This is a genomic window from Micromonospora aridisoli (assembly GCF_056150025.1).
The window spans coordinates 690,723-716,677 of the sequence record NZ_JAXCFK010000001.1; the positions used below are offsets into that span (position 1 = coordinate 690,723).

A 25,955-nucleotide genomic window follows, 5' to 3' on the forward strand; every position below is an offset into this window, starting at 1 on the left:
TCCGCTCATCGGCCGGTCCGTTCGACCCGGGCCGAGCGGGCGTCCTTGCGCACCTCGAAGCGCACCGGGATCCGCTCGGCCAGCGCCGGCACGTGGGTGACCACGCCGACCATCCGGTCACCCCGGGCGGCCAGATTTTCCAGCGTGGCGGCGACCGTGTCGAGGGTGGCCGCGTCGAGGGTGCCGAAGCCCTCGTCGAGCACGATCGACTCCAGGCTGGCCGAGGTGGTGGACATCCCGGCCAACTGCTCCGACAGCGCCAGCGCCAACGCCAGCGACGCCTGGAACGTCTCGCCGCCGGAGAGTGTCCGCACCCCGCGACGCAGGCCGGCGTCGTGATGGTCGACCACGAAGAACTCGCCCTTGTCGTGGACCAGATCGTACTGGCCGCCGGAGAGTTCCCGCAGGATCCCCGACGCGCCGTCGACCAGCAGGTCCAGCGCCTCGGCCAGCAGCCACCGCTCGAAATTGTTCGCCCGCAGGTGCCCCGCCAGGGCCCGGGCCACCTGCGCCTCGCGTTCATGCCCGGCCCGCTGCTCCCGCAGCGCACCGGCCTGGTCGCGCCGCTCGGTCAGCCGGCGCAGGTCCGCCTCGGCCCGCTCCACGGCGACGGTGGCGGCCTGGACCGGGTCGTCGGGGGCGGTCAGCCCGGCGTCGGTGAAGAAGCCGGCGATCCGGTCCGCGATCGCGCCGGCCGCCGCCTCGGCCTCGGCCACGGCGGTGGCCAGCCCGGCCCGCTCCGACCGACGACGCTGCGCCTGCTCCTGCGCCCAGTCAGTAAACGTGGTCCAGGCGGCGGCGACGTCGTCCCGGTCGGTCGCCGGCGGTCCGAACCGGGCAACCGCGTCGCGGATGCCGTCGAAGCGTCGCCATGCCGCCCGTAGCCGCTCCTGCGCCGCCTCCATCGCACCCCGGGCCCGCCGCGCGGCGTCCCGGCCGGCGCGGACCGCCGCGGTCGCCTCGTCCAGCCCCTGCCGCAGCCCGGCCAGCTCCGCCAGCCGGGCCCGCAGCGCCTCGACGGTGGCCGCCCCGGCGAGGCGTTCGTCCAGCTCGGCCAGGCGCGCCCGGAGCCCGTCATGCTCGGCGCGGAAGCGCAGCAGCACCCGCTCCAGGTCCCGGGCGGCCGCGTCGCGCTCCGCGACCACCTTTCTGGCCCTGTCGCTCGCCGCCCGGGCCGCCTTGCCGGCCGCCACCGCCCGCGTCACCGCCGAACCCGCGGGGATCGTCGGCACCCGGGCCACCGTCTGCTCACAGACCGGGCAGGCATCGCCGTCGGCCAGCTGCGCCCGCACCGCCATCGCCTGGTCGGCGGTCTTCGCCTCCTCGTGCGCCTGGAAAGCCGCCGCCAGCTCCGCCTCGGCGCGCTCGGCCGCCGCCTGCGCCTCGGTCAGCGCCCGCACCGCCGCGTCGTGCTCGACGCCGGCCGCGTCCATCCCGACCCGCACCTGCTCCGCCTGGCCGGAGAGCTGCTCCCGGTCGGCGTACGCCCGCAGCAGCAGCCGCAGCGCGCTCTCCTCGCCGGCGGCCGCCAGCTCGCCGCGCAGCTTCTCCTCACGCTCCTCGGCCAGCGCGACCGCGGCCGTCGCCGCGTCGGACTCCGCCCGCGCTGCGGCCACCGCCCGCGCCACCTCGGCCACCCCGTCGGGTGCCCGGACCTGGTCCAGCGCGGCCAGTTCGTCGTCGAGCGTGGCCAGCGCCGCGCTGGCCTCCCGCACCGTCGTGCGCGCCGCCTCCAGCTCCGGTACGGCGGCGGTCACCGACCCGGCCAGCTCCCGCATCCGGTCGACCCGGCCGGCGGCGCGTTCCAGCGCGGCGTCGTCGACGTCGGCGAGCCCGGCGAGCAGTTGGTCGACCGCCTCCAGCTTCGCCTCGGCCTGCCCGGCCCGGGCCGTCGCGCGTTGCTGCACCTGCTCGTAGACGCCGAGACCGAGCAGGTTCACCAGGATCTGCTGACGGGTGGCCGGCCGGGCGTGCAGGAAATCGGCGAACTGGCCCTGCGGCAGCACCACACAGCTGGTGAACTGCTCGTACGGCAGGCCGACCGCCTCCAGCACGGCGGCGTCCATCTCCGCCGGGGTGCCGGCGACCACCTCGCCGAGATCGTCCGGACTGAGGCCGGTGTCCAGCTTGGTGACGTCGAAGCCCTCGGGCATCAGCTGCAACCCGGCGCCGGCGGTCTTGACGTTGCCCCGGCCGTCCCGACGCACCACGCGGGTGGCGACGTAACGGGCACCGCCGGACTCGAAGACCAGCCGGACCCGCGCCTCGGTGGCGGACGGGGCCAGCGCGTTGCCCAGCCCACGCGTGCCGCCCCAGCGGGGCACCGTGCCGTAGAGCGCGAAGCAGATCGCGTCGAGCACCGTGGACTTGCCCGAGCCGGTCGGCCCGACCAGGGCGAAGAAGTCGGCGTCGGTGAAGTCGATCGTCGTGGCGTCGCGGAAGACGGTGAAACCGGCCAGGTCCAGCCGCATCGGCCGCATCAGTGATCAACCTCCTCGAGCAACTCGTCGAAGAGTTCCCGGACACCCTCGTCGGCGTGCCCCCGGCTGTCCAGGTAGTCGGCGAACAGTTGCCGGGGTGAGCGGCCGGACCGTTGCGCGACCCGGGTTCCGGTGCCCGGCGCCGGCACCAGCTCCGGGTCGATCCGGATCTCCAGGGCCCGGGGAAGCAACTGCTGCACCTCCTCCCGCAGCCCGGCGCGGGGCTGCTCGCGCACGTACACCCGCAGCCAGCCCTCCGGTGGGGTGATCTCGGCGAGCTGGGCGAGGGTGCCGCGTACCGTGCGCAGCGCGGTCGCCGCGGTCACCGGCTCCTCGCGGATCCGCGCCGCCGTCGTCGCGGTGACCTCGACCAGGGTGACCGCCGGGACGTTCTCCTGCTCCCCGAAATCCACCGCCAGCGGGGCGCCGCTGTAGCGGATCGGGCACGGCCCCTGCACCCGCTGGGCGCGGTGCAGGTGCCCGAGCGCCACGTAGTGCGCCGTGCCGGGAAAGACGGAGGCGGGCACCGCGTAACCCATGATGGTGTGCGCGTCCCGTTCCCCGCCGCCGGTGGCCGCGCCGACCACCGTCAGGTGGGCGGTGACCAGGTGCACCCGGTCCGGCTCGTCGAAACCCTCGGTCAACCGGGCCAGGATGCGGCCCAGATGGTCGGCGTACGTCTGGGTGGTCTCGGCGGCGGTCAGCTCGTACATCTCCACCGCACGTACGGCGTACCGCTGGGACAGGAACGGCAACGCGGCCAGCCGCCAGCGCTCCCCGCCCGCCGTGGTGCCGTCGATGACGTGCTCGGCCGGATCCTCGCGTACGCCGCCGCGCAGGGTGATGCCGGCGGCCTCGGCCCACGGCCGCAGCGCGTCCAGGGCCGGGCCGTTGTCGTGGTTGCCGCCGATGGCGACCACGTCCGCGCCGGTGCGGCGCAGCGCCGTCAGCGCCCGGGTGACCAGGCGGGTCGCCTCCGGCGTCGGTGCCGCGGTGTCGTAGAGGTCACCGGCGATGATGACCAGGTCGGGCCGTTCCCGCCGGGCGATCTCGATGACCCCGGCCAGCACCTGCTTGTGCTCCTCGGCCCGCGACTGCCCCTTGAGGACCTTGCCCACGTGCCAGTCGGAGGTGTGCAGGATCTTCACGCTGTTACCCCCGGGCTAGAACGGAATGTCGTCGTCGGCCGCGCCGCCGGACCCGACCACCGCGAACGGATCGGCGGACTGGGTGATCGACCGCAGGGTCTGCGACGGCGCGGCACCCGCCTCGGAGACCCGGGTGGCCCAGGCCGGGAACGGGAACTCCAGGCAGAGCGGCACCGGGATGTCCGGCTGGTTGACGAACATCGTGCCCGGCTTGGCCAGCAGCGCCCGTTGCCGTTGCGCCGGCGGGAGGAAGCCGTACTCCGGGCGGGACGCCTCGGCCGGGTCGAGCCGACCCACCACCCGGATCGCCGAGTTGGTGACGATGCGCCGTTCCACCTCGCTGGCGGTCTGTTGCGCGCCGATCAGGATCACACCGAGCGAACGGCCCCGCTCGGCGATGTCGAGCAGCACCTCCTTGATCGGCGAGGAGCCCTCGCGCGGGGCGTACTTGTTCAACTCGTCGAGCACGACGAAGAGCAGCGGGCGGGCGGTGCCGGACTTCTCCTTGCGCTCGAACTCGCTCTTGAGCGTCACGCCGACCACGAAGCGCTGCGCCCGGTCCGGCAGATTGTGCAGGTCGACGACGGTGACCTGGGCGGACTCCGCCGTGTTAATCGAGTGTGGGCGGCGGGTGGCGAGGTCGCCGCGGATGAGCCGGGACAGGTCCTTCTTGCTGCCGATCAGCCGGCGGGCGAACGCGTTCACCGTGCCCAGGCCCACCGCGCTGCCCGCCCAGTCGCCGCGGGTCTCGTCGTCGCTGAGCTGCTCGACGACGTGGTCGACCAGGTCGCCGTAGCTGCCGAGGCGGACCCCGTCGATGCTGACCCCGCCGTCGGCGGGCTGGGCGTACCGGGCCAGGTGGGCGGCGACCGAGTGGACGACCATCGTGTACTGCTGGCGCTCGTCGTCGGCGTCGGCGAAGACGTACGGCAGCAGCCGGTCGGCGCAGAACTCGCTGAGCGTCCAGTAGAAGCTGTCCACTCCGGTGAGCCGGCTGCTCACGTCCGGCGTGCCGGAGGAGTCACCGACCCGGGGCGGTGCGTACACCCGTACGTCGGGGAAGGCGTCCGCGACCAGACCGAGCCGGGCGTACGCGGCGCGGGTCGGATCGTCGAGGCGGGCGTTCGGATGGTCGAGGAAGAGCAGGTCCTCACCCTTGACGTTGAAGATCAACGCCTTGGCGTTGACCGCGTCGCCGCCGAGCTGACCGGAACGGAAGACCGAGTAGAGCAGGAAGGTGGCGAAGCTGGTCTTGGTGGCCACCCCGGAGATGCCGGAGATCGACACATGCGCGCCCCGGGTGCCGTCGAGGAAGTCGGCGTTGAGGTAGACCGGAACACCATCGCGACCGGTGCCCATCGGGACCCGCCGTTCCATCCGGTCGAAGTGCAGCGCGCGGGCGCGGGCGTCGCCCTCGGCCCGGTGCACCACCGCACCCGGCTGCGGCGGCACGTAGAACTCGGGATCGACCCGGGTGGTGGTGATCTCGGCTGCCTCCTGCACCTGCGCCGGCAGGGTGCCGTCGGCGATGGCGAAGACATCGGAGTCGAACTGCGCGCCCTCGTGCCGCGCCCGGACCTGGGTGACCACCCCGGCGATGGTCACCGGCTCCCGGTCGGGCAGCTCACGCTGGGTCACCACCACGTCATCGAGCTGGAGATAGCTGCCCGGAGAGACCGCCGTCCAGAACTGCAGGGGAGTGGCGTCGGCGGTGCCCAGCACCCGACCCACCCCCTCGCCGGGGCCGTCGAACCCCTGGTCGGTCATCGGGCAACTCCGGTCGGTCGGTCGTCGTGGTCGGCGCACACGCCCTGCATCCTGCCGGAGGAGTACGACAGGCCGCCACGCGACGCGGCGTAGACCACGCCGCCGCTCCGCGGCGATCGCGCAGGGCGACGACTTTCTGACCCGACGTGCGGGTGGTGTGGCGCGGAACGGCGACCTAGCCCCGCCGATCCGGGAGATCCTGCGGTAGGAGACTGACAGGACGTCCCGCCGCGAGGCCTCCCGACAGTCTCTGCACGAGAACGGGAGGGGCTGTGGAGGAGAGGCGCAGGCTGACGCGGCTGCTCGCGCTCGCCGCCGCCCCGGCGGCCGCGGAGGCGACACTCCTGGTCGCCGTCGGACTGCAGTCCGCCCGGCCGCTCGCGCCGCAGATCACCGCCGTCTGGCCGTACGACTCGTACCACGACCTGCGGTGGCTGCTGGTTTACCACGACTCGTGGTCGACCTTCCTGGTGGGACTGGTGGCGGTGGTGGCGCTGCGGGGGGTGCTCTCCGCCGGGCTGACCGCCCTGGCCTGGCCGAGTGAGGTGCCCCGGCCGTCGTGGCGCTGGCTGGTCCGACGCAACGTGGAGGTCGCCGCGCTGGCCGCTGTGATCATCTCCCCGTGGGCGGCGATGTCGGTCGGGTTCTCGGTGGTGGCGCTCTCCTGGTATCTGCTCGCGTCGGTGCTGCCGCTGCTGCTCGTCGCCCCCTTCCTGCAACGCGCCGGGGTGGTCGCGAACTGGTGGCGCGGTCTGCCGTCGGCGGCGCTGCTCGGCTGGTCGTCGCTGAACTTCGTCGTGCTCACCCTCACCGCCGCCCTGATCGCCGGGACCCCTGGCTGGGCGGACATCGCGCTCACCGGTCTCGCCGGCGCGTTGAACGGGCTGCTGTGGCGGCAGACCGTCCGCGCGGCGGCGCTGCCGGTCCGGATCCGGTGGGCGCGGGTGCCGGTGGCGCTGCTGGTGATCGTCCTCGTGCTGGTCGCCTCGGTGTCGGCGCAGGGCGTGATCAATCTGGCCGTGGGTAGTCAACGACCCTGGGAACCGCCCGTGATCACCCAGCGGCTGCCGGAGCGGATCCGACACTCGGTGATCGTCCTCGCCGGACACAATTCGAGCTGGGACGGCACCCCACCGGTCGACCCCCGGGTCGAGCGGTTCTCCTATCTCGGGCTCGACGAGCAGGGCCGACCCCGGCCGTACGGGTCGGACGCCACCCACCGGACGCTGGGCTCCAGCGCGGCGCTGCTGGCCGACCAGATCGACGAGGTGCACCGCCGTACCCGCCGGCCGGTGGCGCTGGTCGGGCAGAGCGAGGGCGCGCTGGTGATCAGCACCTACCTGGAGAACTGGCCGCAGCCCTCACCGGTCGACACCGCGCTGCTGTTCAGCCCGCTGGTCCGGCCGGGGCGGGCCTACTATCCCCCGCCCGGGCACTCCGGCTGGGGCGTGGCGGCCGGCTGGGAACTGCGCCTGCTCTTCAGCGCGTCGAACCTCTTCCGCGACAGCGGCAGCAACCCGGACCAGCCGTTCGTCCGCTCGGTCCTCTCGGAAGGGCCCTTCTACCGCAACCGCATCCTCTGCCCGGTCGCCGGAGTGCGGATAATCGCCTTCCTACCCACGGTCAGTGCCGTGGAGGCACCACCCGGTGAGTACGCCCGCGTGCCCGTCTACTCGCAGCCGGCCTTTCACGGCGGCCTGATCGGTCGGCAGAGCGTCCAGGACCGGCTGGTCGACTTCATCGCCGGTGATCCGGTTTCGGAGCCACGCCGCGAGTACGACCTGCTGCAACGGATGGGCGCCGCCTGGCAGGCACCGGAGCTGCTGCTGTCGCTCAACCCGATCTGGTCCACCAACCGGGAGGCCGACCCGGCCCGCACCGGCCGGATCTGCGAGGGCCGCTCGACTACGGTGGGGCGGTGACCGGGCCGTCCTCCGGTCGCCCCGCCCGGAGGCGGCGCACCAGCAGCCGGGCGGCGGTCGCGTACAGCGCCATCACGAGCACCGCCCGCACCGGCAGGTAGGGCAGGACGACCACGGCGGTGACGATCCCGACGGCGGCGCTGCCGACGCCGACCACGGCCCAGCGACGACGCCCCGTCAGCGCCGCCGCCCCCGCCAGCAGTGCGGCGGTGCCGACGGCCAGATGCAGCCACGCCCAGCCGGTGATGTCGAGGTGGTGGGTGCCTTCCGCACTGAGCACCACGTACGGGTCGGTCACCGTGTTGCTGTACGCCACCAGCGCGTCGACCAGGCCGGCGCCGGCCAGCAGGGTCCCGGCCAGCCACGGCCGGGCCGGTGCCACCGCCGTGCTCTCATCGGCGTACACCGCTGCCCGCACGTCACGCACCGCGCGCCACCGCGGCGGCGGATCCGCTGCCCGCGCCCGGCACGAGCCGCCCGGCCAGCTCCCGCACGGCCGCCTCGTACGCCTCGTCGGTGTGGTACGGCCAGTGCCGGTTGATCGGCGGTGGGACCGTGTCCTCGGGTGGCACGGTGAGGCCGCGCGGGTCCCGTAGCCGCCGGTCGACCGCGCCGGCCGGCCCCTTGACCTGCGGCGGCTGTCCCGTGCGGTGTGCCGAGAAGAGCGGTCCACCGACCGAGTCGGTGTTTCGCCACAGGTTCACCCACCGCCAGCCGATCCGCTCGCCCAACTCGTACAGGATCGGGTCGCCGAAGAAGGCCGGGAAGATCCGGGCGTACAGCCGGTGCAGCGGGCTGCCGTGCGTCAGCAGCGCCACCCGGGTTAGCGCGTTGGGAGGCAACTGGAGCAGGGTGGCGGCGGCGAGCACCGAGCCGTGGCTGTGTCCGGACAGGATCACCGCGCCGTGGTTGGTCAGTGCGGTGACCCGCTTGGCGAGTTCCGGCACCGCCCGTTCGGCGTAGCAGGGCGGTGCGAACGGGTGCACCGTTCGCGGCCAGAAGGTGCCCAGGTCCCAGACCGCCGCCACTGCGCGCCGGGTCTCCTCGGACCGGTAGGACAGCAGCCCCAGCAGGAGGATCCCGAGGGCGATCAGTTCGATGAAGTACACGCCGATGTCGGTCGCGACCGCCACCCGTAGAGCCGCCATGCCGCCCTGGTCGTCCAACCGTCGTGCCAGCTCCGACGGACCGATGCCGACCACGTCCAATGCGACCGTGGCGGCGCCGAGCAACGACAACAGCAGGAAAACCGCGAAGACCGGGCTGAGTTGTTCGACGACTGCGGCCCGGGCGACGATCTCCCGCACGGCCCTCCGCTGGGGCAGGGCCTCTGGCGGCAGGTCGGGGAAATCCCACCGGACGACCTCGTCGGCCAGCCGGCGACGATGCCGGCGGGTCACGATGAGTCGCCATAGCGTGGTCGTGGCGACAGCCAGGATCGCGACCAGACCGGCCAACGCCGCCCAGCGGTAGGAGACCGGCGGTTCCAGCGGTGGCGCGCCGGGTTGTCTGGGCCAGGCCGGATTCGGGACATCCCCGCGATCGAGGATGTCGGCGACGCGGTAGACCAGTGCGGCGGCGAACCCGTACGCGGCGGCGAACGCCGCGACGGCGAACGTGGGGGTGCCCAGTCCGTGCAGCCAGGACGGGACGCCGGCTCGGCTGCGTCGCCGCTGCTGCCAGGTGGTGACGAAGAGACCGACGAGCAGGGCCGCCTGCGTCGCGATCAGCGCGGCCACTCCGCCCTCGTAACCGGGCAGTTTTCCCTGCGGTGGCTCCGGCCCCGTCGACACCGCGCCGTAGCCGAGGGTCAGCAGGGTGAGCACGATGGCGGCCACCCGTAGCGGCCGGATGCCGCGCAGATTGACCGGGCCGCGGCCTGGAGCGTTGTTCACCGAGCGGGCCGGGATGCAGAGCAGGACGACGCAGGCCGCGAGCAGCACCCACGCCGCGCCGAAGAGCGCGTAGGCCATCCGCGTGGGATGAATGTGTATCAGTGCACCGAGCAGGCTCGCGTCGAGCACACCGAGCCCGACCGCCACGTGGATGGCACGCAGTCGATGCACCACGAGCGCGTCGTTCCAGAAGCCCGGAATGTCGACCCGGTCCTCCCCGCCGCTGGTACGGTCCTGCCCGCGCGAGGCCGGGAACGCCTCGAACGCCCGGGCGGACCGCGCGCCGAGCCACCAGAGCAGCCGCAGCGCGCCGATCGGTACCAGCGCGAGCAGCGCGAGGCGCGGCCCGACAGGCAGCTCGGCCAGCCAGGACAGGTACCCGCGTCCGGCCCGGCAGGGCTGGTAGGGAACGCACTGCCAGCCGATGACGTCGATCGTGACGCCCACGATGGAGAGCATGAACGCGGCGGTCAGGGTGGCGGCGAGCAGCCGGCACAGGGGTCCGACCGCCCCGCCCGCACCGCCGGTCACCGGTCGCGCCCAAGTAGCGACGTTGATCAGCATGAACGGAAGCAGGAACAGCAGCGACAGGGTTCGTACGGCACGGCCGGCGGTCAGCGCACCCCAGCGGTACGCCTCCACCCGCAGTCGCGAGGGTCGGTCGCTGGTCCCGAAACCGGGCCGGGGCCGGTAGAAGCCGGCGTTGTCGTCGCCGGCGACCCGGATCACGATCGGGTGGTCCAGCAGCGTCTCGGCGGAGGTGCCGGAGACCCCGTGGACCCGTAGCTCGATCACCTCGTGCGTCAACGCCCCCGCCCTCCGGCAGCTACCGATGCGGGCTTCACGCTAGTGAGCTGGCCGCGTTCTCGCGGAAACTCCGCCAACTCCGCTGGCCGGGCCCCCCGCCAGCGCCGGGCCGGGGCGGGCCGGTCAGTTCCGGGCGTGGCGCAGCAGCAGGGTGCCGTCACCGGCGAGCAGCACGTGACGCAGCGGCAGCCTCCGGGCGGCCGGACTCGGGTCGCCGGCCGCGATCCGGCCAGGACCCGCCCCCGCCAGCAGGGGAGCGACGGAGAGGCACACCTCGTCGACCAGGTCGGCGCCGGTGAGGGCACCGAACAGCTGCGGACCGCCCTCGCAGAGCAGTTGACCGAACCCGCGACGGCGCAGTTCGGCCAGCCCGGCGGTCAGATCGACGCGGTCGTCGCCGCAGCGCACCACGTCGGCCACGGCGGACAGTCCGGGCGGTGCCGGTGCCTCACGGCGGGTGAGTACCACGGGGCGGACGGGCGCGTCGGCGAAGGCGGCCTGGGCCGGGTCGAGGTCTGCGGTCCCGGAGACCACGACCAGGGTCGGGTACTCGGTCAATCCGTGGGCGTGCCGCCAGGCCCGGCGTCGTTCGTCGAGGCGAAGCGCCCGGTAGCCCTCGTGGCGCAGCGTGCCGGCCGCCACGACGAGCGCGTCGCAGAGCATCCGCAGCAGCCCGAAGACCCGCTTGTCGGGCGCGCCGGACAACCCGGCCGAGTAGCCGTCCAGGCTGACCGCGCCGTCGACGCTGGTCACGAAGTTCATCCGCAGGTGCGGCCGGTCGGCGCGGCCGTAGCGGGCGACGAGTGTCTCGTCGTCGACCGGCCCGGGTGACGGGTCCGGCCAGAGGACGGAAATCGACGCTTTGTCGCTCATTCGCCGGCCGGACCTGTGACGGGAGGGGTGGGTCGGGGGGTACGGTGCTGGCAGTCGCACCAGTTCCGGCCCGGGCAGTCGTCGTGCCGCCGCGCCCGGCACGCTCGGCAGATCATGCTCGCAGCCTATGCCGAGGGAGGATGGGACACCCATGCCGCGTCAGATCTTCCAGCTGAGGATGTCCCTGTCCGGGGTCAGTCCGGCGATCTGGCGCCGGGTGCTGGTGCCCGGCGGCTACACCCTGGATCGGGTGCACCGTGTGGTGCAGCACGCGATGGGCTGGCGTGACTGCCATCTGCACTCGTTCGAGATCGACGGCGTGCAGTACGGCGAGCCGGACCCCGACGGCGAACTGGCCGTGCACGACGAGTTGGACGTCCGGCTGGACGCGGTGGTCGGCAAGGGGAGCCGGTTCCACTACACGTACGACTTCGGTGACTGGTGGGAGCACGACCTGCTGGTGGAGGACGCCCGCACCGCCGAGTCGGACGAGCGCTACCCGAGCTGTCTCGACGGGGAGCGGGCCTGCCCACCGGAGGACGTCGGCGGGCCGCAGGGCTACCTGGTGCTGCTGGCCGCGCTGGCCGAGCCGAGCCATCCGGAGCACCGGACGATGCGGGACTGGGTGGGCGCCGATTTCGATCCGGTGGCCTTCGACGCCGGCCGGGTCGACACGCTGCTGCGTCGGCTCTGCTGACCGCCGGCTCGCGGCCCGATCCGGCGCGGTGACGTTCCCCGATGTCTCCCGGCCCAAACGGTCCGCGCGGTAACGATCTGGGATCGCTCCCACTGGCCTATTGACACTCCCGACACCTGCCGGCAATCTCATGGGAGCGTTCCCAAGAGGCGTGGATCACAATCCCGCGCCGTGGGACGCCGACGCCGGCTGATCAGTCGGTGCCGGCAGGCGCTGCGGCACCCCCCACCACACATAAACCAGCCTCACCACTGAAAGAGGGGTCAGGATGAGCCTCACCACGCGGCGTTCCCGCATGGCGGCAGCCGCCCTGGCCGCGATCACCGCCGTCGGCGGTCTCGCGGCCTGCGGCAATGATGACGACGCGCCGGCCGAGGGCGAGAAGCCCGCGAAGCTGGTCGTCGACACCTTCGGCGAGATGGGTTACGACGAACTCGTCAAGCAGTACGAGCAGCAGACCGGCATCAAGGTCGAGCTGCGCAAGACCGCACAGCTCGGCGAGTACCGGCCCAAGCTGGTCCGTTACCTCGCCACCGGCAAGGGCGCGGCCGACGTGACCGCGCTGGAAGAGGGCATCCTCAACGAGTTCAAGGCCAACCCGCGCAACTGGGCCGACCTGACTCCGTTGGTCGCCGACCACTCGAATGAGTACCTGCCCTGGAAGTGGGAGCTGGGCAAGGCGCCGGACGGCCGGCTGATCGGCCTGCCGACCGACGTCGGCAGCCTCGCCGTCTGCTACCGCAAGGACCTGTTCGAGGCGGCCGGTCTGCCCACCGAGCGGGACGCCGTCTCGGCGCTCTGGCCGGACTGGAACGGCTTCCACGAGGCCGGTAAGAAGTACAAGCAGGCCACCGGCAAGGCGTTCGTGGACTCGATCACCGCCGTCTCCAACGGCGTGCTCTTCCAGCAGGGCACCGACCTGTTCTACGACAAGGAAAACAACATCATCGCGGACAGCAGCCCCGCGGTGAAGGCTGCCTGGGACACCGCCACCTCGATGGTCGACATCTCGGCCAAGGCGTCCACCTGGTCGCCGGAGTGGTCGGGCGGCTTCAAGCAGGGCACCTTCGCGGCCACCTTCTGCCCGTCCTGGATGCTCGGCATCGTGGCGGACAACTCGGGTGAGGCCAACAAGGGCAAGTGGGACGTGGCGGCCGTGCCGGGCGGCGGCGGCAACTGGGGCGGCTCGTGGCTGGCCGTGCCGGAGCAGAGCAAGTACCAGAAGGAGGCGGCGAAGCTCGCCGAGTTCCTGACCAACGCCACCAGCCAGGTTGAGGCGTTCAAGGCCAAGGGCCCGCTGCCGACCAACCTGGAGGCGTTGAAGAACGAGGCCTTCCTCAGCTACACCAACGAGTACTTCAGCGACGCGCCGACCGGCAAGATCTTCGGTGAGAGCGTCGCCAAGATCGAGCCGGTCCACCTTGGCCCGAAGCACCAGGCGATCAAGGAGAACGCGTTTGAGCCGGCGATGCGGGCGTTCGAGAACGGGCAGGCCAGCAAGGATGCGGCCTGGGAGCAGTTCACGAAGGACGCACAGACTCAGGGTGCCTTCTGAGTGATTCCCCTCCGGTGGCGTTCGGGACTACTACCCGAACGCCACCGGTCGGTCGCCACCGCGCAGCGTTCTGCGCGAGGGCCCTCGGGCCTCGCTGAAAAAGGAAACCCGTCATGAGTCTTTCGGCCACCACGGCGCCGCCGTCGCCAGCGGCGCCCCCTCCCGACGCCCCCGCCCACCGTCGTCGGGGATACCTCTTCAACCGCCTGGATCTGAAGTACTCGCCGTACCTCTACATCGCGCCGTTCTTCCTGCTCTTCGGCGCCTTCGGGCTGTACCCGATGCTGCGCACCGCCTGGATGTCGCTGCACGACTGGGACATGGTCGGCGAGCACACGTTCATCGGGCTGGACAACTACACCGCGCTGATCAAAGACGAGTACTTCTGGAACGCGCTGGTCAACACGTTCGGCATCTTCGCCCTGTCGACCATCCCGCAGTTGCTGATGGCGCTCTTCCTGGCGAACCTGCTCAACCAGACCCTGCTGCGCGCCAAGACCTTCTTCCGGATGGCCATCTTCGTGCCCAACGTGGTCTCGGTGGCCGCGGTCGCGATCGTCTTCGGCATGCTGTTCCAGCGCGAGTTCGGCCTGTTCAACTGGCTGCTCAGCCTGGTCGGGGTGGACCAGATCGACTGGCGCGCGCAGGAATGGAGTTCCTGGACCGCGATCGCCACCATGGTCAACTGGCGGTGGACCGGCTACAACACCCTGATCCTGCTCGCCGGCATGCAGGCCATCCCGAAGGACCTGTACGAGGCCGCCGCGATCGACGGGGCCAGCCAGTGGCGGCAGTTCTGGCAGATCACCCTGCCGATGCTCAAGCCCACCTTCATCTTCGTGGTCATCCTCTCCACGATCGGCGGGATGCAGCTGTTCACCGAGCCGCTGCTCTTCGCCAACGGCAGCATCATCGGCGGCAACCAGCGGGAGTACCAGACGCTGGCCATGTACATGTACGAGAAGGGCATCTACAACCTGAGTACCGCAGGTTACGGAGCCGCGGTCGCCTGGGCGATCTTCATGATCATCGTACTCGTGTCGCTGATCAACTTCGTACTCGTCCGCCGCGCGGCCAAGTGAGGAGAGATCGATGATCTCGGCTTCAAAGCGCCTGTGGCGCACCAGTCCACTGACCTACATGGCGCTCGTCCTGGCGGCGCTGCTGTCGATCTACCCCTTCTACTACATGGTCGTGATCGGCACCCGCAGCCTGGAGTCCATCAACGACGTGCCGCCGCCGATGACCCCGGGTGGCGCGTTCGGCGACAACTTCGGCCGGGTGCTCGACAACGACGCGGCCAACTTCCTCAAGGGCCTGCGGAACTCGATCATCGTCTCCTCGGTGGTCACCGTGTCGGTGGTGCTCACCGGCTCGCTCGCCGGCTTCGCCTTCGCCAAGCTGCGCTTCCGTGGCCGCAACGTGCTGCTGCTGGCGATCATCGTCACCATGATGATCCCGACCCAGATGGGCCTCATCCCGCTCTGGGGCATGATGCAGACGCTGGGGTGGTACGACACGCTCTACGCGGTGACCGTGCCGTTCCTGGTCAGCGCCTTCGGCGTGTTCATGATGCGCCAGTACGCCAGCCAGGCGATCTCCGACGAGTTGATCGAGGCCGGCCGCGTCGACGGCGCCAGCACCTTCCGGATCTACTGGAACATCGTGCTGCCCGCGCTGCGCCCGGCGGCCGGCGTGCTGGGTCTGCTCACCTTCATGGAGACCTGGAACTCGTTCCTCTGGCCGTACGCGATCCTCTCCCCGGAGAACCCGACCCTGCAGGTCTCGCTCTCCTTCCTCTCGTACGCCTACTACACGGACTACTCGCAGGTCTTCGCCGCCACGGCGGTCGGCACCATCCCGCTGGTGCTCGTCTTTCTCCTGTTCGGCCGCCAGATCATCGGCGGGATCATGGAAGGTGCAGTCAAGTCGTGAGCAACCCCGCCACCCCGCCCGCCGTCGGCGTTCTCGACGAACGTCCGCCGCTGACCTTCCCGCCCGGCTTCCTCTGGGGTGCGGCGACCGCCGCGTACCAGATCGAGGGCGCGGCGAACGAGGGCGGCCGAACCGCGTCGATCTGGGACACCTTCAGCCACACCGAGGGCCGGACGGTCTCCGGGCACACCGGCGACGTCGCCTGCGACCACTACCACCGGCTTCGCGACGACGTCCGGCTGATGGCCGAGCTGGGGTTGAAGTCGTACCGGTTCTCGGTCTCCTGGCCCCGGGTGCAGCCGGGCGGGTCGGGTCCGGCGAACGCCGAAGGGCTCGACTTCTACCAGCGGTTGGTCGACGAGTTGCTGGCCAACGGGATCGAGCCCTGGCTGACCCTCTACCACTGGGACCTGCCGCAGGAGTTGGAGGACGCCGGCGGTTGGCCGGCCCGGGACACCGCCGCCCGGTTCGCCGACTACTCGCTGCTGGTGGCCGGCGCCCTGGGTGACCGGGTGAAGTACTGGACGACCCTGAACGAGCCCTGGTGCTCGGCCTTCCTCGGCTACGGCTCCGGGGTGCACGCCCCGGGCCGTTCCAACGGCGCCGACGCGGTCCGCGCCGGGCATCACCTGATGCTCGGGCACGGCCTCGCGGTGCAGGCGCTGCGTACGGCGGTGCCCGGGGCACACCTCGGCGTGACGGTCAACCTGTACCCGGTCACCCCGGCCAGCGACGCGCCCGGTGACGTCAACGCCGCCCGGCGGATCGACGCGCTGGCCAACCGGTTCTTCCTCGACCCGATGCTGCGCGGTGCGTACCCGAACGATCTCGTCGCCGACCTGGCGAAGGTGACCGACTTCGGGCACGTTCGCGAGGGTGACCTGGCCACCATCGCCACGCCGATGGACCTGGTGGGCGTCAACTACTACAGCCGGCACGTGGTGGCCGCGCCGGTGCCCGGCGAGCAGCCGGAACCCTACTGGCGGGCGCAGTCCTGCTGGCCGGGCAGCGAGGACGTCCGGTTCGTCACCCGGGGTGTGCCGGTCACCGACATGAACTGGGAGATCGACGCTCCCGGTCTGGTGGAGACGCTGCGCCGAGTTCACGAAGAGTACACTGACCTGCCGCTCTACGTGACCGAGAACGGTTCGGCCTTCGTCGACCAGGTGATCGACGGTCAGGTCGACGACGTCGATCGGCTGGCCTACTTCGACGCCCACCTGCGCGCCTCACACGAGGCGATCAGCGCGGGCGTCCCCCTGCGGGGATACTTCGCCTGGTCGCTGATGGATAATTTCGAGTGGGCCTGGGGCTACACGAAGCGGTTCGGCATGATCTACATCGACTACGACAAGCAGACCCGCATTCCCAAGTCCAGTGCCAGGTGGTACGCGGAGGTGATCCGACGCAACGGTCTGGCCGCACAATAGGGCGATGGCCAGCCAGTAACGGGCGGCCCGGCACCAACGCTGGAGAAGGTGCCGGGGCCGCCTGACGTCGGAGGAGCAGACGATGACAACGCAGCGCACCCGGTCGCTCGGGCGACCGACGCTCGACGCGGTCGCCGCCCGCGCCGGAGTCGGCCGCGGCACGGTCTCCCGCGTGGTCAACGGCTCTCCCCAGGTGAGTCCGGAGGCCCGGGCCGCCGTGCAGCAGGCCATCGCCGAGCTGGGGTACGTGCCGAACCGCGCCGCCCGGGCACTGGTCACCCAGCGGACCGACTCGGTGGCCCTGGTGGTCAGTGAGTCCGGTGAGCGGATCTTCGCCGAGCCGTTCTTCGCCGGCATCGTCCGGGGGATCAGCTCCACCCTGCTGGAGACGCCGTTGCAGCTGTGGCTGGCCATGGCGCAGTCGCCGCTGGAGCGGGAACGGGTCGAGCACCACCTGACGAACCAGCACGTCGACGGCGTGCTGCTGCTGTCGTTGCACGACGACGACCCGCTGCCGACCCTGCTCGAGGAGCGTGGCCTGCCCACCGTGCTCGGCGGGCGGCCCGCGCGGATGCTGCACCCCGAGGCGCAGCCTGTCTCGTTCGTCGACGTCAACAACGCCGGCGGGGCACGGCAGGCCGTGGAGTATCTCGCCGGCCGGGGCCGGCGGCGCATCGCCACCATCGCCGGCCCGCAGGACATGGGCGCCGGCCTGGCCCGGTTGTCCGGCTACCGGGACGCCGTCCGCACCGCCGGGTTCGGCATCAACCCCGACCTGATCGCGTACGGCGACTTCAGCGAGGAGAGCGGGGCGACAGCCATGCGGTGCCTGCTGGAGCGCTGTCCCGACCTGGACGCCGTCTTCGTGGCCGCCGACCTGATGGCCTTCGGCGCCATGCGGACCCTACGCGAGGCCGGCCGTCGGGTGCCGCAGGACGTGGCCGTGGTCGGCTTCGGCGACGAGCCGATCGCCCGGCAGGCCGACCCGCCGCTGACGTCGGTCTTCCAACCGGTGGAGGAGATGGGTCGGCAGATGGCGCGGCTGCTGGTGGCCCGCATCCGCGGCGACGAGATCCCCGCTCCGCACATCGTCCTGGACACCCAGTTCGTCGAGCGCGCCTCCGCCTGACCTCCGTCCCGCACCCGCCTCGACCTGCGCGCCCGCCGCCGAGCCGCCTCCCGCGCTCGCTTCCGCCTCCCACCCTGGCTTCGGTGCCGCGCTCGCTTCCGTGCCGCGCTGGCTTCGGTGCCGCGCTGGCTTCGGTGCCGCGCTGGCTTCCGTGCCGCGCTCGCTTCCGCCGTGCCTGATCTCCCCCGCGAGTCCGCCCGGCACGGCAACATCCACCCTCTCCAGCTACCCCACGTGTTGTAACTCTGGGTGACTTACCCGCCAGCCGTAATAGTTCTACGCTGCACGCTTTGCTCTGCTTCACTCCACGCACGGGCCTCTGAACAGCAGTGATGTGCGGCCGTGTTCGGCCGTCGAGCGAGCGGTCGACACTTTCCGTGACCGTTGCGCGGGTTGAAGCAGAGCAAAGCGTGGGGAGTGGAAGGGAGCGGGTGGGCGGATGAACACCTACGGTGACGGCTGGTGACTGCCTGGATGTGGCGTAGCGCTCAGTTGACGGTCTGGCGCACCGTGCCTCGGCAGCCGGGCGCACCGGTGCCCCTGGCGGCCGGGCGGACCGTGCTCCTGGCAGCCGGGCGCACCGTGGCCCGGCGACCCGGCGCGTCTCGTGGTCTGGCAACCGGGCGCGCGTGGTCTGGCAGCCGGACGCGCCCGGCGGGCGGGCTGGCGGGCTATGAACTGGCGGGTGGCGGGTGGCGGGTGGCGGGTGGCGGGTGGCGGGTGGCGGGTGGCGGGTGGCGGGCTGGCACCGTGGCGGGCAGCGGGACAGCGGGACAGCGGGGCAGCGGGACAGCGGGACAGCGGGACAGCGGGGCAGCGAGGTGGCGGGGTGGCGGGGTGGGGGTACTCAGGCGGGGGTGGTCCAGCGGCGCAGCTCGCGCTTGGCGAGGCTGGCGCGGTGCACCTCGTCCGGGCCGTCGGCGAGGCGTAGCGTTCGGGCCTGGGCCCAGAGCGCGGCGAGGGGGGTGTCCTGGCTGACGCCGGCCGCCCCGTAGGTCTGGATGGCCTTGTCGATGACCCATTCGGCCATCGCCGGTGTGGCGATTTTGATGGCCTGGATCTCGGTGTGCGCGCCCTTGTTGCCGACGGTGTCCATCAGCCAGGCGGTCTTGAGCACCAGCAGCCGGGCCTGTTCGATGCGAACCCGGGACTCGGCGATCCACTCGCGTACCACGCCCTGCTCGGCGAGCGGGCGGCCGAACGCCACCCGCTCGGTCGCCCGGCGGCAGAGCAGTTCCAATGCTCGCTCGGCCATCCCGATCAGCCGCATGCAGTGGTGGATCCGGCCGGGGCCGAGCCGGGCCTGGGCGATGGCGAAACCGGTGCCCTCGGTGCCGACCAGGTTCTCTGCGGGCACCCGTACCCCGTCGAAGTCGATTTCGGCGTGACCGCCGTGCGGGGCGTCGCTGTAGCCGAAGACCCGCATGCCCCGGCGGACCGTGACCCCCGGGGTGTCGCGGGGGACCAGGATCATGCTCTGCTGTCGGTGACGGTCGGCGTCCGGGTCGGTCTTGCCCATCACGATGAGGAGTTCGCACGCCGGATCCATCGCGCCGGAGGACCACCACTTGCGGCCGTCGATGACGTAGTGGTCGCCGTCGCGGCGGATCGACGTGGCGATGTTCGTCGCGTCGGAGGAGGCCACCTCGGGCTCGGTCATGCAGAACGCGGAGCGGATCTCGCCGGCCAGCAGCGGGGTGAGCCAGCGCTCCTGCTGGGCGGGGGAGCCGAACTCGGCGAGCAGTTCCATGTTGCCGGTGTCCGGTGCGGCGCAGTTGAGCGCCTCCGGAGCGAGGTGCGGGCTGCGCCCGGTCAGCTCCGCCAGCGGAGCGTACTGAAGGTTGGTCAGCCCGGCGCCGTGGCGCGGATCGGGCAGGAAGAGGTTCCACAGGCCGCGCCGACGCGCCTCGGCCTTCAACTCGGTCAGCACCGCTGGCCGGGCCCACGGGTCACCGGCGGCGGCCACCTGCTCGGCGTGCACCGCCTCGGCCGGGTAGACGTGCTGCTCCAGGAACTCGGTCAGCTCCGTGCGCAGCTGTTCGGTCCGAGCGTCGTACGCGAAGTCCATCAGGCCTCCCTCACCGCGGTCAGTCCGTGCGCGACCAGCGGGGCCACCAGACCGCCGATGGTGTCGAAGCCCTCGCCGAGGGTCTGTCCGAGGGTGTGCCGGTAGTGGATGCCCTCACAGATCACGGCGAGTTTGAAACAGCCCAGCGCGACGTGCCAGTGCAGGGGACCGACGTCGACGTCGCTGCGGCCGGCATACCGGTCGATCAGCTCGGGGCCGCTCGGGAAGCCGGCGCGTGGGCCGAGGCCGTCGGCGACCGGGTTGCCGTCGGAGACCGCGCTGCCGCCGAGCACCTCCCAGTACGTCAGCAACAGCCCGAGGTCGGCCAGCGGATCGCCCAGGGTGGCCATCTCCCAGTCCAGTACGGCCGTCACCGTCACCGGCTCCACGGTGGCGAGCAGGTTGTCCAGCCGGAAGTCCCCGTGCACGATCCGGCCGGCGTTGACGCCCTCGGGCGCGGTGGCGGCGAGCCGGTCGCGCAGCTCGTCGATGTCGGGCAGTGGCCGGCTGCGGGAGCGGTCCAGCTGTCCGGCCCAGCGGCGGACCTGCCGGGCCAGGTAACCCTCCGGGCGACCGAAGTCGGCCAGGCCGACCTCCGCCGGCTCGACCGTGTGCAGCGCCGCGAGGGTGTCCATCATCGCCATGGCCAACCCGTGTCGCTGCTCAGCGGTGAGCCGGTCGGTCCGGGCACGGCTGCGGAACACCTCACCCCGTACCCGTTCCATCAGGTAGAACGGCGCGCCGAGCACGTCCGGGTCCGAGCAGAGCAGCAGGGCGCCGGGTACCGGTACGTCGGTCGGTGCGAGCGCGGAGATCACCCGGAACTCCCGGGCCATGTCGTGCGCGGTGGCCAGCACGTGCCCGAGCGGCGGTCGGCGCAGGACCAGCTCCTGACCGCCGGCGTGGACCAGGTAGGTCAGGTTCGACCGGCCGCCGGCGATCAGCTCGGCCCGCAACAGCCCGGTGGCCAGGTCGGGGCGGTGGACCGCCAGGTAGGCGCCGAGCCGGTCGAGATCCAGACCGGCGGGGGAAGGGGTGGCCGGTTCGGTCATCCGGACAGTTCATGGCAGCTCGGGCGGGTTGTCAAGGTCAGGTTTGACCCTCGGGACATGCCGCCGCAACAGGGACGAAATGGTCAACTGCCAGGCTGGATCCAGCCTGCCGGCGAGTGCCGGCCCGCCGAGCGGAGGGGTTCAGATGTTGCTGCGTGTTCGGGTCACCCTGCCGGACCGTCCGGGCACGCTCGGTCAGGTGGCGCGCACCCTCGGCGTCTCGGGGGCGGACATCGTCCAGGTGGTCGTGCTGGAACGCCTCGGCGGTCGGGCGGTCGACGACTTCACGGTGGTGTGGCCGGGCGCCGCCCGGGTGGAGCGGCTGCTGGCCGGTCTGGCGGCGATCCCCGGCGTACGGGTCGACGGGGTCTGGCGGGCGATCGGCGCGCCCACCACCACCGGCCAGGACGCCGAGCTGCTGGCGCAGGTCGCGGCCAATCCGGCCGACGGGCTGGCCACCCTGGTCGACGCGGTGCCCGGGCTGCTCGCCGCCGACTGGGCGGTCGCCGCGGTGGTGCCGGTCGACTGGGCGTCCCGCACCGGGGGCGGGGGCGCGACGGTGGGGCACGCCAGCTGGCGTACGCCCGTACCGCCGAAGCTGCCGGAGGTGACCCCGCTGCGCGCCCGGTCGATGACGGCGCCCGACGGCGGCCACTTCGCGGTCGCGCCGTTCGGCCGGGCCGGGCTGGTGCTGGTGGTCTCCCGCGAGCACAGCGAGACCCTCGCCCCGGCCGCGTTCCACTCCACCGAGGTGGACCGGCTCGCGCAACTGGTCCGCGCCAGCGCGGTGATCCTCGGCGACCGGCTCGACCTGGTGGGCGCTCCGCCGGTCACCGCCAACCCGTGACCGGTCCGCTGTGACGCAGACCGCAGGGCCGGTCGCGGTCGGACATGGCGAGGCAACCGACCGGCAACAGGCGCGGACGAGGGTGGCACGGGAAGGGAGGCAACGATGACGCTGTGGCGGATCCGAGCCACCGTGGACGACCGGCCGGGCTACCTGTCGGTGCTCACGGCGAGCCTCGCGTTGCGTGGAGTCAACATCCTCACCGTGCAGGTGCACACCACCGAGCGCGGTGCCGTCGACGACTTTCTCGTCGACGCGCCGGACACCCTCGACGAGGCGGACCTGCTCGCCGCCGTCGAACGGGGACGGGGACGGGACTGCTGGGTGGCGCGCAGCGAGGCGCGCGGCCTGGCCGACCAGCCGACCCGGGTACTCGGGCTGGCGACCCGGTTGGTGCACGACCCGGACGCCACCGGTGAGGTGCTGCGTGCCCTGCTCGGTGCCGACGAGGTGACCTGGCGGCCCGCGCCGGCCCTGGCCCGACCGGGGATCGACGGCGTGACGATGCTGCTGGCCGACCCGAACGGTGGCTCGTACACCCTGCACCGGGTCGCGCCGAGCTTCACGCCGGCCGAGTACGCCCGGGCCCAGGCACTGCTGGAACTGGGTGCGACGGCGGCCCGGCGCAGCGCCGAGCAGGTCACCGTGGTCCTGCCGGACGGCGCCGAGTTGATCGTGCGTCCCGCCGTCGCGGACGACCTGTCGGCGGTGGTCGAGCTGCACCAGGCCTGCTCGGCCCGGAGCCGGCAGCGCCGTTACCTGGGAGGTTCGGCTCTGCCCTCCTCGGCCCGACTGCGTCGGCTCCTGGAGCCGGCCCGCGGGCTGACCCTGGTCGCCGCGACGACCGGCTCCGACGGGGCGGCGGAGTCGGTCGTCGCGATGGCGAACCTGCTCGCCGAGGGCGACGAGGCCGAGCTGGCGCTGCTGGTACGCGACGACTGGCAGCGCCGAGGGCTGGGCTCGACGCTGCTGCGCCGGCTGACGCGGCAGGCCGAGTCGGCCGGCTACGCGGCGGTGGTGCTGCACGTCCAGGCGGACAACACGCCGATGCTGCGCACGCTGCGCCGGTTGTCCCGACCGACCACTGTCGAGCGGGACGGCGCCCTGCTGACCATGACCATGCCGCTGGCCGCCGGGGCACCCGCAACCGCCGAGAGCGCCGGCTGACGGCTGAGCCGACCGACCTCCGGTGCGGAGGACGGTGAGATGGGCAGGACTCCCGGTGCGGGAGTCCTGCCCATCGCCCCTGCGGGAAGCGGGCGCGCGGCTCAGATGTTCGGCGGCAGGGCGGTGCGGTCCTGGAAATTCCCGTAGAGGTGGTCGTCGTCGCCCACGGTGACGGCCTGGACCAGCAGGTCACCGCCGACGAAGGCGCCCTTCCAGGAGGCGCCCCGCCCGCCGAACGGCTCCTGGCGGTCACCCCGGGAACGGGGCTTGTTGATGCCCACCTTGAAGGCTTGCAGATCGACCGCCAGCTTGGCCGCCTCATCGGTGTCGTCGCAGGCGAGGGAGGCGACCAGCGCGCCGTTGGAGGCGTTCATCTGGGCCAGCAGCTCGTCGGTGGTGTCCACCACGACGATGGTGTCGACCGGGCCGAACGGTTCGGCGTGCATCAGCCGGGACCGGCCGGGCGGAGCCAGCAGCACCGACGGCGCGACGTACGCCGAGGTGTCCTGCCCGGGCAGGAACGGCGCGCCGTCGAGTTTGCCCCGGTACAGCGGGACGGCCCCGCCGCGTACCGCGTCGTCGACCTTGCGGCGCAACTCGTCGGCCTTGGCGGCGCTGATCAGCGGGCCGAAGTCCAGCTCCGGCAACGGGTCCGCGGTGCTCCAGGTCTCGTCCACCGCGAGCGGGTGCCCGAACCTGACCGAGCGGACCACCGGCAGGTACATGTCGAGGAACTCGTCGACCAGGTCCCGCTGGACCACGAACCGGGGGTAGGCGGTACAGCGCTGCTTGCCGTACTCGAAGCCCTTCTTGAGCTGGGCGGCGAGCAGGTCCCACTGGGAGAAGTTCCAGACGCCCCAGGCGTTGAGCCCCTCCTGCTCGATGAAGTGACGCTTGTCCGAGTCGAGCAGCGCGGCAGCCACCTTGCCCCCGTTGGAGCGACCGCCCACGAACGCCACCGCGCCGATCTCCGGCGCCCGTACCAGCACCTCGGAGAGCGCCTCGCCGCTGCCGGAGAGCAGGGTGACGGGCAGCCCGGCACGGTGCAGCAGCGCGTGCGCCACGGTCAGGCAGACCGCACCGCCCTGCGACGGTGTCTTGGCGATGACCGCGTTACCGGCCAGCAACTGCACCAGCTCGGCGTGCACGAGCACGCTCATCGGGTAGTTCCACGAGGCGATGTTGCTGACCGGGCCGGGCAGCGGGGTACGGCCGTCGGCGAGCATCCGGTCGATCTCGCCGACGTACCAGCGCACCCCGTCGAGCGCGCGGTTCACGTCGGCGCAGGCCAGTCGCCACGGCTTGCCGATCTCCCAGACCAGCAGCAGGGCCAGCAGGTCGCGGTGGGCGGTGAGCGCGTCCAGGGCGTCGGTGACCCGCGCCTTGCGTTCGGCCAGCGACGTGTCCGCCCAGACGAGGTGCTCCGCCGCGGCGTGCGCGACCGCGTCGCGGGCGGTCGCCGCGGCCAACCGCGGCACCTCGACCAGCACGCTGTTGTCGACCGGGGTACGCATCGGCGTCGGTACGCCGGTCGTCCGCCACTCGCCGCTGACCAGATTCCGTAGCGTGGTGGTGCCGTCGGCCGGGCGATCGAACGCCTCCCCGGTCGCGGCGATCGCCCGGGCGAGGGTGTCGGACCAGGAGGTGCCGTCGGCGAGTCGTAGAGCCATCGCGATCTCCTCAGATGGGCGGGGACGGAACGGCGGCCTCGGCGGTGCCGCCGGGTGCCGCGTACTGTCGCGCGCCGCCCAGCGCGACGGCAACAGTACGTTCCGTATCGCAGGACGGCAGGTTCCGTTCACTCCTCAGTGGAGGAACTGCCCCCATGCCGGGTCAGCCGCTCTGGCCTGCTGATTCGTGGCCTTGATATCGATAGCCTTCGATTGTGTGATGAATCCCCTTTTGTTACCGGCCAGTACGTCAATGGCTACCCGGCGGTAGCAACGAGCCGGAACCTCCGCCGTCGCTCCACGACGAGAACGGCCGCCGGAGGGACACCGGCGGCCGTTCTCGAACTGGTGGTGTCAGCTGGTGAAGGTGATGCCGTCACGCCGACGTCGCAGCGCGACCAGGGCGACACCGCCACCGATCAGGCCGACGCCGACCAGGGCCATGGTCGTCGCCGCCGCGCCGGTGACCGGCAGCTTGCCGTCGTCGTCACCGCCGCCACCGCCGGTGCCGTCCGACGGGCTGGCCGACGGCGTGTCCGACGGGACCGGCGACTCCGGGGTGGTGGGCGTCGGCGTCGGGGACTCCGGGTTGGGTGATTCCGGAGTGGTGGGCGTGGGGGTCGGCGACTCCGGGCTGGTCGGCGTGGGGGTCGGCGACTCCGGGGTCGGCTGGCCGGCGCAGGTGTGGCTCAGGACGAACTTGGCGCCGGTGCCGCTGACCGTGGCGCTACCGTCTACCAGGGTCCAGCCGGCCGGGGTGAACAGGTAGGCGTGCTTGGTCTTATCGCCGGCCTTGTACAGCGCGTCCGGGTAGGCGTCGTCGGCATCGGGCACCTTGATGGTGACCGTGTCGGTGCCGGTGTGGAAGATGAGGGAAAGCGTCTCGAAGCTGGCCTGGCCCTCGGTGACGAAGTGCCAGCCGTCCTGATCCGCCTTGAGTCCCTCGAACCGGTTGTCGTCGCAGTTCTGCGTGTCGAAGCCGGCGGCGGTGGACCCCTTGTGGGGCGAGTGGAGTGGAATGGTGCTGCTCGCCCAGGCCGGGGCGGCGAGGGCGATGAGGGCCGCGGCGGCGGCGCCGGAAACGGCCGCACGCGCCACGTGCCGACGCTGTGGCATGAGAATTCCTCCGGATCTCAGCGGGGTGACGGCACATGCTCGCATCCGGACGGCTGGTTCTGATCTCGGGCGAACGGTCTGACCTGGGCGAACCTGAGGCCGCGATGTGTCCGCGAGGGTGTTTCGTGAGTTGTTTCCGCGCGTGTCGGTGTAACGCTGCGCGGTCTCCTGACGCCCGGCGTCGCCGCCGAGCGGGCTTCCCAACTCCCGGCGGCCAGATTACATTGTCAGCTATCCATGGGAGCGCTCCCGGTCCTGTTGGAGCCACCTCGCCACCACCACCGCCGGCAGCCGTCCACACCGACGCGGCCACGCGTCGATCGATGCCGTCGGGCACGCATCGACAGGAGCAGTCGCATGCACCAATCCCCACGGTCGGGCCGCCTCCGCGGCGACC

At 71.9% G+C, this 25,955-nt stretch carries 19 protein-coding genes; 9 read left to right on the forward strand and 10 right to left on the reverse strand.

Translation table 11 applies throughout. The annotated features are described in order from the left end of the window. Positions 1–5: 5 nt before the first annotated feature. From SM447_RS03155 to SM447_RS03165, 3 genes are read right to left on the reverse strand one after another with little or no spacing between them, the layout of a single operon-like run. Positions 6–2,480, reverse strand: coding sequence for an AAA family ATPase (locus SM447_RS03155; protein WP_474571167.1), 2,475 nt, complete (start codon positions 2,478–2,480; stop codon positions 6–8). Then, complete coding sequence (locus tag SM447_RS03160) at positions 2,480–3,628, reverse strand: exonuclease SbcCD subunit D (RefSeq protein WP_474571168.1); 1,149 nt, start codon at positions 3,626–3,628, stop codon at positions 2,480–2,482. The genes SM447_RS03155 and SM447_RS03160 overlap by 1 nt, the downstream gene beginning before the upstream one ends. A 15-nt stretch (positions 3,629–3,643) precedes the next feature. Beyond that, positions 3,644–5,395 carry an ATP-binding protein gene (locus tag SM447_RS03165; RefSeq protein ID WP_474571169.1) on the reverse strand — a complete coding sequence of 584 codons (1,752 nt, stop codon included), beginning with the start codon at positions 5,393–5,395 and terminating at the stop codon, positions 3,644–3,646. A gap of 272 nt (positions 5,396–5,667) precedes the next feature. Here SM447_RS03165 and SM447_RS03170 point away from each other — a divergent pair, with 272 nt between their 5' ends. Further along, the gene (locus tag SM447_RS03170; RefSeq protein WP_474571170.1) at positions 5,668–7,317 is read left to right on the forward strand and encodes a hypothetical protein; all 1,650 of its coding nucleotides are present in this window, start codon (positions 5,668–5,670) and stop codon (positions 7,315–7,317) included. Here the strand turns inward: SM447_RS03170 and SM447_RS03175 are convergent. From SM447_RS03175 to SM447_RS03185, 3 genes are all read right to left on the reverse strand, one after another. After that, entirely contained in the window at positions 7,301–7,744 is a 444-nt protein-coding gene (locus SM447_RS03175) for a DUF7144 family membrane protein (protein WP_474571171.1), read from the reverse strand. The two genes, SM447_RS03170 and SM447_RS03175, sit on opposite strands and share 17 nt — an antisense overlap. Continuing rightward, positions 7,737–10,019: a hypothetical protein gene (locus SM447_RS03180; RefSeq protein WP_474571172.1), complete on the reverse strand. Its 2,283-nt coding sequence runs from the start codon at positions 10,017–10,019 to the stop codon at positions 7,737–7,739. The genes SM447_RS03175 and SM447_RS03180 overlap by 8 nt, the downstream gene beginning before the upstream one ends. A gap of 123 nt (positions 10,020–10,142) precedes the next feature. Next, positions 10,143–10,892, reverse strand: coding sequence for a pyrimidine reductase family protein (locus SM447_RS03185; RefSeq protein WP_474571173.1), 750 nt, complete (start codon positions 10,890–10,892; stop codon positions 10,143–10,145). A 151-nt stretch (positions 10,893–11,043) separates the two neighbouring features. On the opposite strand from SM447_RS03185, the gene SM447_RS03190 reads away from it, so the two are divergent. From SM447_RS03190 to SM447_RS03215, 6 genes are all read left to right on the forward strand, one after another. Beyond that, complete coding sequence (locus SM447_RS03190; RefSeq protein ID WP_474571174.1) at positions 11,044–11,589, forward strand: plasmid pRiA4b ORF-3 family protein; 546 nt, start codon at positions 11,044–11,046, stop codon at positions 11,587–11,589. A gap of 268 nt (positions 11,590–11,857) precedes the next feature. Further along, complete coding sequence (locus SM447_RS03195; RefSeq protein WP_474571175.1) at positions 11,858–13,144, forward strand: ABC transporter substrate-binding protein; 1,287 nt, start codon at positions 11,858–11,860, stop codon at positions 13,142–13,144. A gap of 113 nt (positions 13,145–13,257) precedes the next feature. Next, entirely contained in the window at positions 13,258–14,226 is a 969-nt protein-coding gene (locus SM447_RS03200; protein WP_474571176.1) for a carbohydrate ABC transporter permease, read from the forward strand. A 10-nt stretch (positions 14,227–14,236) separates the two neighbouring features. Then, positions 14,237–15,079: a carbohydrate ABC transporter permease gene (locus tag SM447_RS03205; protein ID WP_474571177.1), complete on the forward strand. Its 843-nt coding sequence runs from the start codon at positions 14,237–14,239 to the stop codon at positions 15,077–15,079. Next, the gene (locus SM447_RS03210; RefSeq protein ID WP_474571178.1) at positions 15,076–16,509 is read left to right on the forward strand and encodes a GH1 family beta-glucosidase; all 1,434 of its coding nucleotides are present in this window, start codon (positions 15,076–15,078) and stop codon (positions 16,507–16,509) included. Before SM447_RS03205 ends, SM447_RS03210 begins: the two co-directional genes overlap by 4 nt. An 82-nt stretch (positions 16,510–16,591) precedes the next feature. Continuing rightward, positions 16,592–17,638 carry a LacI family DNA-binding transcriptional regulator gene (locus SM447_RS03215; protein ID WP_474571179.1) on the forward strand — a complete coding sequence of 349 codons (1,047 nt, stop codon included), beginning with the start codon at positions 16,592–16,594 and terminating at the stop codon, positions 17,636–17,638. A gap of 847 nt (positions 17,639–18,485) precedes the next feature. Here SM447_RS03215 and SM447_RS03220 read toward each other — a convergent pair. Together SM447_RS03220 and SM447_RS03225 are read right to left on the reverse strand one after the other, a co-directional pair. Continuing rightward, a complete protein-coding gene (locus SM447_RS03220) occupies positions 18,486–19,706 on the reverse strand; it encodes an acyl-CoA dehydrogenase family protein (protein WP_474571180.1) in 1,221 nt (406 codons plus the stop codon). Then, positions 19,706–20,758, reverse strand: a complete 1,053-nt coding sequence (locus SM447_RS03225) for a phosphotransferase family protein (RefSeq protein WP_474571181.1) — start codon at positions 20,756–20,758, stop codon at positions 19,706–19,708. The genes SM447_RS03220 and SM447_RS03225 overlap by 1 nt, the downstream gene beginning before the upstream one ends. 145 nt (positions 20,759–20,903) lie before the next feature. Here SM447_RS03225 and SM447_RS03230 point away from each other — a divergent pair, with 145 nt between their 5' ends. Then, entirely contained in the window at positions 20,904–21,605 is a 702-nt protein-coding gene (locus SM447_RS03230; protein ID WP_474571182.1) for an ACT domain-containing protein, read from the forward strand. A 105-nt stretch (positions 21,606–21,710) separates the two neighbouring features. Continuing rightward, positions 21,711–22,772, forward strand: a complete 1,062-nt coding sequence (locus SM447_RS03235; protein ID WP_474571183.1) for a GNAT family N-acetyltransferase — start codon at positions 21,711–21,713, stop codon at positions 22,770–22,772. A gap of 101 nt (positions 22,773–22,873) precedes the next feature. Here the strand turns inward: SM447_RS03235 and SM447_RS03240 are convergent, their stop codons facing one another. Further along, positions 22,874–24,442, reverse strand: a complete 1,569-nt coding sequence (locus SM447_RS03240) for an aldehyde dehydrogenase family protein (protein ID WP_474571184.1) — start codon at positions 24,440–24,442, stop codon at positions 22,874–22,876. Positions 24,443–24,796: 354 nt separating this feature from the next. Next, positions 24,797–25,558, reverse strand: a complete 762-nt coding sequence (locus SM447_RS03245) for an LPXTG cell wall anchor domain-containing protein (RefSeq protein ID WP_474571185.1) — start codon at positions 25,556–25,558, stop codon at positions 24,797–24,799. Positions 25,559–25,955 lie beyond the last annotated feature (397 nt).

Excerpts from the sequence above, each read along its gene's own strand:
- SM447_RS03155 (WP_474571167.1), bottom strand. The coding sequence starts at position 2,480 with ATGCGGCCGATGCGGCTGGACCTGGCCGGTTTCACCGTCTTCCGCGAC.
- SM447_RS03165 (WP_474571169.1), bottom strand. The coding sequence starts at position 5,395 with ATGACCGACCAGGGGTTCGACGGCCCCGGCGAGGGGGTGGGTCGGGTG.
- SM447_RS03185 (WP_474571173.1), bottom strand. The coding sequence starts at position 10,892 with ATGAGCGACAAAGCGTCGATTTCCGTCCTCTGGCCGGACCCGTCACCC.
- SM447_RS03190 (WP_474571174.1), top strand. The coding sequence starts at position 11,044 with ATGCCGCGTCAGATCTTCCAGCTGAGGATGTCCCTGTCCGGGGTCAGT.
- SM447_RS03195 (WP_474571175.1), top strand. The coding sequence starts at position 11,858 with ATGAGCCTCACCACGCGGCGTTCCCGCATGGCGGCAGCCGCCCTGGCC.
- SM447_RS03200 (WP_474571176.1), top strand. The coding sequence starts at position 13,258 with ATGAGTCTTTCGGCCACCACGGCGCCGCCGTCGCCAGCGGCGCCCCCT.
- SM447_RS03205 (WP_474571177.1), top strand. The coding sequence starts at position 14,237 with ATGATCTCGGCTTCAAAGCGCCTGTGGCGCACCAGTCCACTGACCTAC.
- SM447_RS03215 (WP_474571179.1), top strand. The coding sequence starts at position 16,592 with ATGACAACGCAGCGCACCCGGTCGCTCGGGCGACCGACGCTCGACGCG.
- SM447_RS03220 (WP_474571180.1), bottom strand. The coding sequence starts at position 19,706 with ATGGACTTCGCGTACGACGCTCGGACCGAACAGCTGCGCACGGAGCTG.
- SM447_RS03225 (WP_474571181.1), bottom strand. The coding sequence starts at position 20,758 with ATGACCGAACCGGCCACCCCTTCCCCCGCCGGTCTGGATCTCGACCGG.
- SM447_RS03230 (WP_474571182.1), top strand. The coding sequence starts at position 20,904 with ATGTTGCTGCGTGTTCGGGTCACCCTGCCGGACCGTCCGGGCACGCTC.
- SM447_RS03235 (WP_474571183.1), top strand. The coding sequence starts at position 21,711 with ATGACGCTGTGGCGGATCCGAGCCACCGTGGACGACCGGCCGGGCTAC.
- SM447_RS03240 (WP_474571184.1), bottom strand. The coding sequence starts at position 24,442 with ATGGCTCTACGACTCGCCGACGGCACCTCCTGGTCCGACACCCTCGCC.
- SM447_RS03245 (WP_474571185.1), bottom strand. The coding sequence starts at position 25,558 with ATGCCACAGCGTCGGCACGTGGCGCGTGCGGCCGTTTCCGGCGCCGCC.